Genomic DNA, 11,872 nt, shown 5'->3' with positions numbered 1-11,872 from the left:
TGCCGGTCTCGGTATCTGGGGCGTTATCAACCTGCTCGAAGGTTACGGCAACGACAACCCTGGTGCAAAATCACAGGGCATGAAGCAGCTCATGGCCGGCGCTGGTGTAGCCGTGGTCGGCATGGTCCTTGTACCTCTGCTCTCCGGGCTGTTCTCTGTCTAAGCGTCCCTGCATGAAATCCTTGCCGCTCCCGCAGTTTTGCGGGGGCGGCGGAAAGGAGGTTGACACCGTATGGATTTCTTACTTGAAGCCCTGACAAATTGGCTGAAAGAAATGCTGGTGGGCGGGATTATGAGCAACCTTTCGGGGATGTTTGACAGCGTAAACCAACAAGTCGCGGATATATCCGTACAGGTAGGCCAGACCCCACAGGGATGGAATGGCAGTATTTTCAGCATGATTGAGAACCTGTCAAACTCCATTATGGTGCCGATTGCAGGCGTGATCCTGGCTATCGTGATGACCGTAGACCTGATCCAGATGATCGCAGACAAGAACAACCTGCATGATGTGGACACCTGGATGATTTTTAAGTGGGTGTTCAAATCAGCCGCCGCCATCCTCATTGTCACAAACACATGGAATATCGTGATGGGCGTCTTTGATATGGCGCAGAGCGTAGTAGCGCAGGCAGCAGGGATCATCGGTTCGGATGCGTCCATTGACATTTCTTCTGTTTTGGCAGATATGGAGCCGAGACTTATGGAAATGGATCTGGGACCGCTATTCGGGCTTTGGTTCCAGTCCCTCTTTATTGGCATTACCATGTGGGCGCTGTATATCTGTATCTTTATCGTCATTTATGGCCGTATGATTGAGATCTACCTTGTCACATCCGTTGCGCCGCTTCCGATGGCTGCCATGATGGGCAAGGAATGGGGCGGGATGGGACAGAACTACCTCCGCTCCCTGCTGGCGCTGGGCTTTCAGGCGTTTCTCATCATCGTCTGCGTGGCAATTTATGCTGTGCTGGTGCAGAACATCGCTCTGGAAGATGACATCATCATGGCAATCTGGAGCTGCGTGGGCTACACCGTACTGCTGTGCTTTACGCTGTTCAAAACCGGCAGTCTCGCAAAATCAGTCTTTCAGGCGCACTAAAGGAGGGTTCTGTATGAAAAAATATCAAATCATTTACGCAGACCCGCCATGGAACTACAAAGTATATTCCAAGAAAGGATTGGGACGCAGTGCAGAAAGTCACTATCCGACCATGAGTATCGAGGATATTTGTGCGCTGCCAGTAGGCAACTTGGCGGATAAAGACTGTGCCTTGTTTTTATGGGTCACGATTCCATGTTTACTGGAAGGTCTCTCAGTTCTGAAGGCATGGGGATTTACCTATAAAACCGTCGGCTTTGTTTGGGTAAAGCAAAATCGAAAGGCAGATAGCTTGTTCTGGGGAATGGGATATTGGACGCGCTCCAATGTGGAACTTTGTATCCTCGCAACGAAAGGACATCCCAAGCGTATAAACGCAGCTGTTCATCAGGTCATTGTCTCTCACATTGAAGAACATTCAAAAAAACCGCAGGAAGCCAGAGAACGCATTGTCTCATTGATGGGTGATCTCCCGCGCATAGAACTGTTTGCTCGTCAATCCACACCCGGTTGGGATGTGTGGGGAAATGAAGTGGACAGCTCTATTTCATTCCCATAAAGGAGGTGGATAATATGGCTTATGTACCCGTACCCAAAGATTTAACCAAAGTCAAAACCAAGGTCATGTTCAATCTGACACGAAGGCAGCTGGTCTGCTTTACCGCCGGGGCGCTTGTAGGTGTACCGCTGTTCTTGTGGCTCCGTGAGCCTGCGGGAAACAGCATGGCTGCCATGTGTATGATGCTGGTCATGATGCCCTTCTTCCTGCTGGCAATGTATGAAAAGCATGGACAGCCCCTGGAAAAGATCGTCGGCAACATCCTCAAAGTAGCTGTGATCCGTCCCAAGCAGCGTCCCTACCAGACCAATAACTTTTATGCCGTATTAAAGCGGCAGGAAATGCTCGATAAGGAGGTGTATGACATTGTTCACCGCAATGAAAAGCTGGCTGCGCCGTCTGCTGGGAAAACCGGAAGAAAAGACCGTGCATCCGGTAAAGACAAAGAAAAAGCTGTCCCGCGCCGATAAGAAGCAGATCGAAGCGGCCATTGCCCGCGCCAACCGCACGGACAAAAAAGGAAAATCGGCACAGGACAGTATCCCCTATGAACGAATGTGGCCGGACGGGATCTGCCGCGTATCGGACAGCCACTACACAAAGACCATTCAGTTTCAGGACATCAACTATCAGCTCTCCCAAAATGAAGATAAGACCGCGATCTTTGAGGGCTGGTGTGATTTCCTCAATTATTTCGACAGCTCGATTCACTTCCAGCTGTCTTTTTTGAACCTTGCGGCATCGGAGGAGACCTTTGCCAACTCCATTTCCATTCCGCCCCAGGGGGATGCCTTTGACAGTATCCGTGAGGAATATACCACGATGCTGCAAAATCAGCTGGCCAGAGGCAACAACGGTCTCATCAAGACCAAATACCTGACCTTTGGTATCAACGCTGACAGCATCAAAGCCGCCAAGCCCCGTCTGGAGCGTATTGAGACCGATATACTCAATAACTTCAAGCGTCTTGGTGTAGCCGCCAGAACATTGGACGGTAAGGAAAGGCTTTCCCAGCTTCATGCGGTATTCCACATGGATGAACAGCTCCCGTTTCAGTTTGAATGGGACTGGCTGGCTCCTTCCGGCCTGTCCACGAAAGATTTTATTGCACCAAGCTCCTTTGAGTTCCGCACCGGCAAGCAGTTCCGTATGGGCAAGAAATACGGGGCTGTTTCTTTTTTGCAGATTTTAGCCCCAGAGCTGAATGACCGTCTGCTGGCTGATTTTCTGGCTATGGAAAGCTCGCTCATTGTGAGTATGCACATTCAGTCGGTGGATCAGGTGAAAGCCATCAAAACGGTAAAGCGTAAGATTACCGATCTGGACCGCAGTAAGATTGAGGAACAGAAAAAAGCAGTCCGCGCCGGATACGACATGGACATCATTCCTTCTGACCTTGCCACCTACGGCAGCGAAGCGAAAAAGCTGTTGCAGGATTTGCAGAGCCGAAACGAGAGAATGTTCCTGGTCTCCTTTTTGGTGCTGAACACAGCGGACACCCCCCGTCAGCTTGGCAACAACATCTTTCAGGCAGGCTCTATTGCCCAGAAGTATAACTGCCAGCTGACCAGACTGGACTTCCAGCAGGAAGAAGGGCTGATGAGCTGTCTGCCCCTGGGACTCAATCAGATCGAGATTCAGCGAGGGCTGACCACCAGTTCTACGGCTATCTTTGTACCATTCACCACACAGGAATTATTCCAGAACGGCAAGGAAGCCCTGTACTACGGCATCAATGCCCTGTCCAACAACCTCATCATGGTGGATAGAAAGCTGCTGAAAAACCCCAACGGCTTGATTTTGGGTACGCCGGGTTCCGGTAAGTCTTTCAGCGCCAAGCGTGAGATTGCCAACTGCTTTTTGCTTACCAATGATGATGTCATCATCTGTGACCCGGAAGCGGAGTACGCACCTCTGGTGGATCGTCTGCATGGGCAGGTCATCAAGATCTCGCCTACCTCAACCAACTACATCAATCCGATGGATCTGAACCTGGACTATTCGGATGATGAAAGCCCGCTGTCCCTCAAGTCTGACTTTATCCTCAGCTTGTGTGAGCTGATCGTGGGCGGTAAGGACGGATTGCAGCCGGTGCAGAAAACCATCATCGACCGTTGTGTGCGTCTGGTCTATCAGACCTACCTCAATGACCCGCGCCCGGAGAATATGCCCATACTGGAGGACCTATATAACCTGCTCCGTTCACAGGAGGAAAAGGAAGCCCAGTATATCGCCACGGCCCTTGAAATCTATGTAACCGGCTCCCTCAATGTGTTCAATCACCAGAGCAATGTGGACATCAATAACCGCATTGTCTGCTATGACATTAAGGAGCTGGGCAAGCAACTCAAGAAAATCGGTATGTTGGTGGTCCAGGATCAGGTGTGGAACCGCGTTACCATTAACCGCGCTGCCCACAAGTCCACCCGTTATTACATCGACGAGATGCACCTGCTTTTGAAGGAGGAGCAGACCGCCGCTTATACGGTGGAAATCTGGAAGCGATTCCGCAAATGGGGCGGTATTCCGACAGGTATCACCCAGAATGTCAAAGACCTTTTGAGCAGCCGCGAGGTGGAGAACATCTTTGAAAACTCCGACTTCGTGTATATGCTCAACCAGGCAGGCGGAGACCGTCAGATTCTCGCCAAGCAGCTGGGCATTTCCACGCACCAGCTTAGCTATGTGACCCACTCCGGTGAGGGCGAGGGCCTGCTGTTCTATGGCTCCACCATCCTGCCCTTCGTTGACCACTTCCCGAAGAATACTGAGCTTTACCGCATTATGACCACCAAACCCCAGGAACTGAAAAAGGAGGATGAATAACTATGAAACAGAATATTTGCGAACTTGATACCATGATTTTTTTCCGTGAGGCATTGGAGGCTCACGAATTCATGTTGCTTCCGGTAATGGCCTCCGCTGTTGTTGAGTGTCGTACCGCTGACAAAGAACTCAAAACCTTGAATGAGGATGGCGAAATTGGTCTTGCCCGTCTCTTTTCGATTTGGGCGAATATGATGTGTGCCCCTGGTGCAGCAACCATTGTAGGGTGCAGACCTATCACAATGCTCTCTGAGATTCTGGCGCAAGTCCATGCGTATCTCACCGTGCATCCGCTATATGATCCGGAAGGTTTGGCCCTCTATGTGGAGCTGCACCACATGATGGATGCTATCCTAATGGGTGATTGGTTTGAATAAAGAGCCGCGCCTGCGCTTTACTGATGAGGAACGGGCTGACCCTGCACTGGAAAAGCCGATCCGCAAAACGGAGAAAGCTACGGCCAGAGCAGATAAGGCGCAGGCCAATATTCCAAAGAAAAAAGTCAGACAGACGGTCATTGACCCGGACACCGGGAAAAAGACCTCGAAGCTGACCTTTGAGGACAAGAAAAAACCACCTTCCAAACTTTCTCAAGGGGTTAAGGAAGCTCCCGTCCATCTGGTCGCGGGCAAGTTTCACAAAGAGATCCGGGAAACAGAACAGGACAATGTGGGCGTGGAAAGCGCCCACAAGTCCGAGGAGGCGGTGGAGACCAGCGCTTATCTGGTGCGGGAGGGCTATCGCAGCCACAAGCTGAAGCCGTACCGCAAAGCAGCCCAGGCCGAGCAGAAGCTGGAAAAGGCAAATGTAAATGCCCTGTACCAGAAGTCCCTACGGGAAAATCCTCAGTTTACCAGCAACCCTCTCTCCCGCTGGCAGCAAAAACAGAGTATCAAAAAGCAGTATGCCGTCGCCAAGCGCACCGGTCAGACTGCCGGAAATACCGCCCAGGCTGCGTCCAAAACCGGAAAAGCCGCAAGGACGGTAAAAGAAAAGGCACAGCAGGCAGGGGCATTCGTCATGCGCCACAAGAAGGGCTTCCTGATCGCAGGGGTTTTGTTCCTCATCGCCTGTATGCTGATGAATACCATGTTCTCCTGCTCTATGATGGCACAGAGTATTGGTTCTGTAATTTCCGGCACTACCTATCCATCGGATGACCCGGAAATGCTGGCGGTGGAGGCAGATTATGCAGACAGAGAAGCTCGGTTGCAGGAGAAAATCGACAACATCGAAAGCAGCCACCCAGGGTATGACGAGTATCGCTATAACCTGGATATGATTGGCCATGACCCCCATGAGCTGGCGGCAGTTCTCTCTGCTGTCTTGCAAGGCTATACACGCCACAGCGCACAGGCAGAGCTGGATCATGTGTTTGATGCACAGTATCAGCTTACGCTGAGAGAAGAAATTCAGATTCGCACTTACACTGACGAAGATGGTGATGAGCATGAATATGAATATCGTATTCTCCATGTAACTTTAACAAGCCGTTCCATTGCCTCTCTTGCGCCAGAACTACTGACTCCGGAGCAGATGGAGATGTACCAGGTCTACCGACAGACTATGGGCAATAAGCCGCTGTTATTTGGTGGCGGTTCTCCCGATACAGGTGTTTCTGAAGATTTGACTGGTGTTGAATTTATCAATGGCACCCGCCCCGGCAATCCGCAGCTGGTGGAACTGGCGAAAAGTCAGGTGGGCAATGTGGGAGGACAACCTTATTGGAGCTGGTACGGCTTTGACTCCCGTGTGGAATGGTGTGCCTGCTTTGTATCATGGTGCTATGGTCAATCCGGTCGAACGGAACCACGCTTTGCTGGTTGTCAGTCTCAGGGTGTTCCGTGGTTCCAGTCTCATGGACAGTGGGGCGCACGAGGATATGAAAACATCGCCCCCGGTGATGCCATTTTCTTCGATTGGGATCTGGATGGTTCCGCAGACCATGTGGGAATTGTTGTCGGCACCGATGGCAGCCGTGTTTATACCGTGGAGGGAAATTCCGGCGATGCCTGCAAGATCAAAAGTTATGACCTGAATTATCAGAGTATCAAGGGCTACGGCCTGATGAACTGGTAACAGAGATTTTTTAGAAGGAGTGATAGACGATGGCAAAGAACAAAATTGAACGCATTGACCAGGAGATTGCTAAGGTCCGCGAGAAGATCGCAGAGTATCAGGAAAAGCTCAAGGCGCTGGAGGTACAGAAAACCGAGGCAGAAAATCTGGAGATCGTCCAGATGGTGCGCGCACTGCGTATGACCCCGGCTCAGCTGAGCGCCATGCTGTCCGGAGGCACAGTTCCCGGCAGTTTTGCTGATGACAACAACGAACAGGAGGAAAACAGCTATGAGGAATAAACGATTGCTCCGAACACTTTCCGCCCTTTGTCTGACGCTGGTGCTGGCATCGGGCTTTACCGTTCCCGCTTTTGCCCAGGGCGCAGCGCCGCCCCCGGCAGAGGATACCACCAATGACAGCAATGTGGTGGTGGAAGAAACGGAAAAAGCACCTCCGCTGACCCCGGAGGGCAACGCCGCTCTGGTGGATGATTTCGGGGGCAATAAACAGCTCATTACCGTTACCACCAAGGCGGGCAACTATTTTTATATCCTGATCGACAGGGCCAACGAGGATAAAAAGACTGCTGTTCACTTTCTGAACCAGGTGGATGAAGCGGACCTGATGGCGCTGATGGAAGATGGAAAACCCAAAGAGGAGCCGCCTGCTGTGTGCAGCTGCACGAAGAAATGTGAAGCAGGGGCAGTTAATACGGCCTGTCCGGTCTGTGTAACTGATAAGAGTAAATGTACGGGAAAAGCACCGGAACCTCCGGCAGAAACACCGGAGCCGGAAAAAGAGAAGCCTGCCGGACTGAACCCGGCTGCGCTGATCCTTCTGCTGGCTCTGCTGGGCGGCGGTGGCGTATTTGCCTACTTGAAGCTCGTTAAGAATAAGCCTAAGACCAAGGGCAATGACAGTCTGGACGATTATGATTATGGTGAGGAAGATTCCGAGGAATGGGAAACCGAAGATGAGGAAGTCCTTGAGGATGGTTTTGAGGGTTCTGACCCTAATGAGGAACGCGATAGAGCAGATTGAACCATTTGAGCGTAGCGTATTTCAAATCATTGCGGGATAAGGGACAGAGGACAGGGAGAAATTCCTGTCCTCTGCTGCTCTACTCACTCTCTTACTGTAAATCCACACCCAAAATCAGCACATGGTCAAAGAAAGGAGGACCTCACAATGAACACATGGAACTGGTTATTACACTTTCTGATTATTTTTGATCTGGTCGCCTTCGGAATTTACTTTGGAGGAGACATTCTTTTCACTGCTATCAGCAAAGTTCAAAAAAAGTCAAAGAAGGACGATGACTTGGATCTTTATGATTTTGAAATTGAGACCGCACCCCAAAAGCGCTCTTTATGTGTGGACTCAATCCGAATGCTTTATTCTGGTGAGATAGATGAATTTGTGGAAAAGGAACTGTTGCCTGATGCAGCGGAGACCATGAACGCTTTATCTGAAGCTGAAAAAACAGCAGTTAGCCTGTTACTAAAAGCTTATATCGGTTTTTTGAGCGAAGAAGCAACGGTAGATGAACAAAGTTTTCCCATGGTTAAGGAACTGTTGTCTTATACACAGGGCAGCAAAGAAGATGGTGAAAAAGATGCCATAGATTGTCTGATGGAAGATACGGTCAGCAGAACCCACAGACATCGAGAATATTACAACAATTATCAACGCTATCAACTGATGCAGGTGGATAAAGAGCGTGTGATTATGGCCTGCAATATCATAATCAATGATTTGATTGGCAGGTTGTACCGATATGATTATCGCTTTGGCTATGACATTACACTTGCCTCAGAACACAGCATTGCAAAAAAACTGTCTGATAATTGGCAGAATGAATGGGAGGTTGAAGATTATGAAGCTGGTGATTGCTGAAAAACCATCGGTTGCACAAAGTCTGGCGGCGGTGATCGGTGCAACTGCCCGTAAGAACGGGTATCTGGAGGGCAACGGCTGGCGTGTCAGCTGGTGCGTGGGCCATCTGGCCGGTCTTGCGGATGCAGACAGCTATGACCCCAAGTACGCCAAGTGGCGATATGATGACCTGCCTATCCTGCCGGAGCATTGGCAGATGGTGGTGGGCAAAGATAAAAAGAAGCAGTTTGATATTCTCAAAAAGCTGATGAATGCCCCGGATGTGACGGAAGTGGTAAATGCCTGTGATGCCGGACGCGAGGGCGAGCTGATCTTCCGCAGCGTCTACGAGCTGGCAGGTTGCCAAAAGCCGATGAAAAGGCTCTGGATTTCTTCGATGGAGGACTCCGCCATAAGGGAGGGCTTTGCAAACCTGCGCCCCGGTGCGGACTATGATGAACTTCGGGATGCTGCCCTCTGCCGTGCCAAGGCGGACTGGCTGGTGGGGATCAATGCCACAAGGCTGTTTTCCGTGCTGTACCACCGCACACTCAACATCGGGCGCGTTATGTCCCCAACGCTGGCACTCATTGTCCAGCGAGAAGCTGAGATCGACACCTTTAAGCCGGTTCCCTTTTATACCGTGGCGCTGGAGCTGCCCGGTCTTACCGTATCCGGGGAGCGCATGGCGGATAAGGCTGCTGCCGAGCAGCTGAAAGAAGCCTGTCAGGGTGCAAATGTCACAATCAAAAAGATGGAGCGCAAGGAAAAGTCCGAAAAGCCGCCTGCCCTCTATGACCTGACTGCTCTGCAAAGAGATGCCAACCGCCTGCTTGGATTTACAGCCCAGCAGACCCTGGACTATCTGCAAAACCTGTATGAAAAGAAGCTTTGCACCTATCCCCGTACTGACAGCCGCTATCTGACCGGTGATATGGCAGACAGCCTGCCGGTGCTGGTGAATCTGGTTGCCAATGCTATGCCGTTTCGCAAAGGGATCGCCATTACCTGTGACTCCCATGCGGTCATCAACGATAAGAAAGTAACTGACCACCACGCGGTAATCCCTACCAGAAATCTCAAGGATGCAGACCTTTCTGCCCTTCCTGCGGGAGAAAAAGCGGTGCTGGAGCTGGTGGCCCTGCGTCTGCTGTGCGCCGTAGCCCAGCCCCATATCTATTCGGAAACCGTTGTGATTGCAGCGTGTGCCGGTGGGGAGTTTACCGCCAAAGGAAAAACAGTGAAGCACCCCGGATGGAAAGCACTGGAGGACGCTTACCGTGCCAAAACGAAGGATGCAGAGCCGAAAAAAGAGGGCGCAGAGAAAGCCCTGCCGGAGCTGACCGAAGGACAGACCCTTTCGGTTGCTGCTGCAATCATCAAAGAAGGCAAAAGCAGTCCTCCTCAGCGCTTTACGGAGGACACCCTATTGTCCGCGATGGAGACTGCCGGAAAAGAGGATATGCCGGAGGATGCCGAGCGAAAAGGTCTGGGGACACCGGCCACTCGTGCCGGTATTTTGGAAAAGCTGGTATCTGCCGGTTTTCTGGAACGAAAAAAGAACAGGAAAACGGTGCAGCTTCTCCCTTCCCACGATGCAGTCTCCCTGATCACAGTCTTGCCGGAACAGCTGCAATCGCCGCTTCTGACTGCCGAGTGGGAGTACCGCCTGGGCGAGATCGAGCGCGGGCAGCTTGCCCCGGAGGAGTTTCTGGACGGGATCAGCACCATGCTGAAAGATCTGGTGGGAACTTATCAGGTCATCAAGGGAACCGAGTACCTGTTCACTCCGCCCCGTGAGGTGGTGGGCAAATGCCCCCGCTGCGGCGGTGAAGTTGCAGAATTGCAAAAAGGCTTCTTCTGTCAGAACAAAGATTGCAAATTTGCAATCTGGAAAAACAACAAATGGTGGGCTGCCAAGAAAAAACAGCCGACCAAGGCTGTGGTGTCTGCACTGCTTAACGATGGCCGTGTCCGTGTGACGGGCCTATATTCGGAGAAAACCGGAAAGACCTACGATGCCGCTGTGGTTTTGGAGGATGATGGACAGTACGCTAACTTCAAGCTGGAATTTGACCAGCGGAAAGGAGGCAGCCGATGAAGCTCTCTTTAGCGGAACGGGAAACCATTCTCCTCTATAATCAGGCAGAACCAATGGCTGAGATCTATACCCATGATCCCCGTCTGATGGAGAAGCTGGATCTGCTGGCAAAAAAGCACCCCGACCAGATCACCCGAAAGGACGCCCATAACTTTACCGTCCCAAAGCGGTGTGTATCAGTCCGAGAGCCATATAGCGCAGAACGCCGCAAAGCCGCCAGTGAGCGTGCGAAAGCCGCCGGATACCAGCCTCCTATGCGAAAGTCCGGCAGTTAAAGGCACATGACAGAGAATGTATTTGAAGCAGTCAAGCAGTCGGTCAGCACCAGAGATGCGGCAGCGTTTTATGGGATCGAGGTCAAACGAAATGGCATGGCCTGCTGTCCCTTTCACGATGATAAGAACCCAAGCATGAAGGTAGACCAGCGGTTCCACTGCTTTGGCTGCGGTGAAGATGGGGATGTGATCGACTTTACCGCAAAGCTCTTTGACCTCTCCTCAAAAGAAGCGGCGGAGAAACTGGCACAGGACTTTGGCCTGATCTATGACAGTCAGGCCCCTCCCCGCAGGAGATATGTCCGGCAGAAAACCGAGGCACAAAAGTTTCGGGAGGACCGGCAGCGGTGTTATCGCGTACTGTCCGATTACTACTATCTGCTGAAAAAATGGGAGGCCGACAATTCTCCCCGGACACTGGAGGAAGAACCGCACCCCCGTTTTGTGGAAGCAATCCAGAAAAAAATCTATGTAGAGTACCTGCTGGACCTTTTTCTGTATGAAAGTGAAGAAGAACAAAGGGCATGGATTGCAGAACACACAGCAGAAATCACACACTTGGAAAGGAGATTGAAAATCATGGCTGAGAACAAACCCACCAACCGAGAGCGGCTAAGGGAAATCACAGATGGCATCGAGCAGGGCATCAAAGAACTGTTTGAGAGTGAAAAGTATATGCGCTATCTGTCCGTCATGTCCCGCTTCCACCGCTATTCGGTAAACAACACCATGCTCATCTATATGCAGAAGCCGGACGCCACTTTGGTAGCCGGATACAATAAGTGGAAAGACCAGTTTGAGCGTCATGTTAAAAAGGGAGAACATGGCATTACCATCATCGCCCCCACACCGTACAAGAAGAAAATCGAGGAGCAGAAACTGGACCCGGATACCAAGGCTCCGATTCTGGATAAAGACGGAAAGATCATCACAGAGGAAAAAGAAATCGAGATCCCCATGTTTCGCCCGGTCAAGGTCTTTGATGTGAGCCAGACTGATGGGAAACCTTTGCCGGAGCTTGCTTCCTCCCTTTCCGGCAATGTGCCAAATTATGAGGCATTCATGGAGGCTCT

General features: G+C 51.3%; 13 protein-coding genes. All 13 read left to right on the top strand.

Translation table 11 applies throughout. The features are described 5' to 3' along the window. On the top strand, positions 1–163 hold a 163-nt coding region (locus DWV16_RS18265), incomplete at its 5' end, for a Maff2 family mobile element protein (RefSeq protein WP_118480865.1). A gap of 69 nt (positions 164–232) precedes the next feature. Next, complete coding sequence (locus DWV16_RS18260) at positions 233–1,102, top strand: VirB6/TrbL-like conjugal transfer protein, CD1112 family (protein WP_002589061.1); 870 nt, start codon at positions 233–235, stop codon at positions 1,100–1,102. A gap of 13 nt (positions 1,103–1,115) precedes the next feature. Continuing rightward, positions 1,116–1,661 (top strand): MT-A70 family methyltransferase, encoded by a 546-nt coding sequence (locus DWV16_RS18255; RefSeq protein WP_002589060.1) that lies wholly within the window; start codon positions 1,116–1,118, stop codon positions 1,659–1,661. Between the two features lie 14 nt (positions 1,662–1,675). Beyond that, positions 1,676–2,131, top strand: a complete 456-nt coding sequence (locus DWV16_RS18250; protein WP_002589059.1) for a PrgI family protein — start codon at positions 1,676–1,678, stop codon at positions 2,129–2,131. Beyond that, complete coding sequence (locus DWV16_RS18245) at positions 2,088–4,487, top strand: VirB4-like conjugal transfer ATPase, CD1110 family (RefSeq protein ID WP_118480867.1); 2,400 nt, start codon at positions 2,088–2,090, stop codon at positions 4,485–4,487. The genes DWV16_RS18250 and DWV16_RS18245 overlap by 44 nt, the downstream gene beginning before the upstream one ends. A gap of 2 nt (positions 4,488–4,489) precedes the next feature. Beyond that, complete coding sequence (locus DWV16_RS18240; protein ID WP_002569211.1) at positions 4,490–4,864, top strand: DUF3851 family protein; 375 nt, start codon at positions 4,490–4,492, stop codon at positions 4,862–4,864. Beyond that, positions 4,857–6,566: a CHAP domain-containing protein gene (locus DWV16_RS18235; RefSeq protein ID WP_038271071.1), complete on the top strand. Its 1,710-nt coding sequence runs from the start codon at positions 4,857–4,859 to the stop codon at positions 6,564–6,566. Before DWV16_RS18240 ends, DWV16_RS18235 begins: the two co-directional genes overlap by 8 nt. Before the next feature lie 29 nt (positions 6,567–6,595). After that, positions 6,596–6,847 (top strand): DUF4315 family protein, encoded by a 252-nt coding sequence (locus tag DWV16_RS18230; RefSeq protein ID WP_002589133.1) that lies wholly within the window; start codon positions 6,596–6,598, stop codon positions 6,845–6,847. Further along, the gene (locus tag DWV16_RS18225) at positions 6,837–7,589 is read left to right on the top strand and encodes a DUF4366 domain-containing protein (protein ID WP_002589132.1); all 753 of its coding nucleotides are present in this window, start codon (positions 6,837–6,839) and stop codon (positions 7,587–7,589) included. The genes DWV16_RS18230 and DWV16_RS18225 overlap by 11 nt, the downstream gene beginning before the upstream one ends. 147 nt (positions 7,590–7,736) lie before the next feature. Beyond that, positions 7,737–8,444 (top strand): hypothetical protein, encoded by a 708-nt coding sequence (locus DWV16_RS18215; RefSeq protein WP_002589131.1) that lies wholly within the window; start codon positions 7,737–7,739, stop codon positions 8,442–8,444. Then, a complete protein-coding gene (locus tag DWV16_RS18210) occupies positions 8,425–10,524 on the top strand; it encodes a type IA DNA topoisomerase (protein ID WP_007862391.1) in 2,100 nt (699 codons plus the stop codon). Before DWV16_RS18215 ends, DWV16_RS18210 begins: the two co-directional genes overlap by 20 nt. After that, the gene (locus DWV16_RS18205; RefSeq protein WP_002588974.1) at positions 10,521–10,799 is read left to right on the top strand and encodes a hypothetical protein; all 279 of its coding nucleotides are present in this window, start codon (positions 10,521–10,523) and stop codon (positions 10,797–10,799) included. Before DWV16_RS18210 ends, DWV16_RS18205 begins: the two co-directional genes overlap by 4 nt. Positions 10,800–10,805: 6 nt before the next feature. Continuing rightward, on the top strand, positions 10,806–11,872 hold a 1,067-nt coding region (locus DWV16_RS18200), incomplete at its 3' end, for a CHC2 zinc finger domain-containing protein (protein WP_243007369.1).

Origin of the sequence: Anaerotruncus sp. AF02-27 (genome assembly GCF_003465835.1) — a bacterium.
Classification (GTDB): domain Bacteria; phylum Bacillota; class Clostridia; order Oscillospirales; family Ruminococcaceae; genus Anaerotruncus; species Anaerotruncus rubiinfantis.
The sequence above is the reverse complement of the archived record's forward strand: the minus strand, read 5'-3'. Positions and strand labels throughout refer to the sequence as shown.

Bases quoted from the DNA above. Each gene is read 5' to 3' on its own strand.
- DWV16_RS18255 (WP_002589060.1), top strand. From the start codon at position 1,116: ATGAAAAAATATCAAATCATTTACGCAGACCCGCCATGGAACTACAAA.
- DWV16_RS18260 (WP_002589061.1), top strand. From the start codon at position 233: ATGGATTTCTTACTTGAAGCCCTGACAAATTGGCTGAAAGAAATGCTG.
- DWV16_RS18215 (WP_002589131.1), top strand. From the start codon at position 7,737: ATGAACACATGGAACTGGTTATTACACTTTCTGATTATTTTTGATCTG.
- DWV16_RS18205 (WP_002588974.1), top strand. From the start codon at position 10,521: ATGAAGCTCTCTTTAGCGGAACGGGAAACCATTCTCCTCTATAATCAG.
- DWV16_RS18210 (WP_007862391.1), top strand. From the start codon at position 8,425: ATGAAGCTGGTGATTGCTGAAAAACCATCGGTTGCACAAAGTCTGGCG.
- DWV16_RS18230 (WP_002589133.1), top strand. From the start codon at position 6,596: ATGGCAAAGAACAAAATTGAACGCATTGACCAGGAGATTGCTAAGGTC.
- DWV16_RS18240 (WP_002569211.1), top strand. From the start codon at position 4,490: ATGAAACAGAATATTTGCGAACTTGATACCATGATTTTTTTCCGTGAG.
- DWV16_RS18250 (WP_002589059.1), top strand. From the start codon at position 1,676: ATGGCTTATGTACCCGTACCCAAAGATTTAACCAAAGTCAAAACCAAG.
- DWV16_RS18225 (WP_002589132.1), top strand. From the start codon at position 6,837: ATGAGGAATAAACGATTGCTCCGAACACTTTCCGCCCTTTGTCTGACG.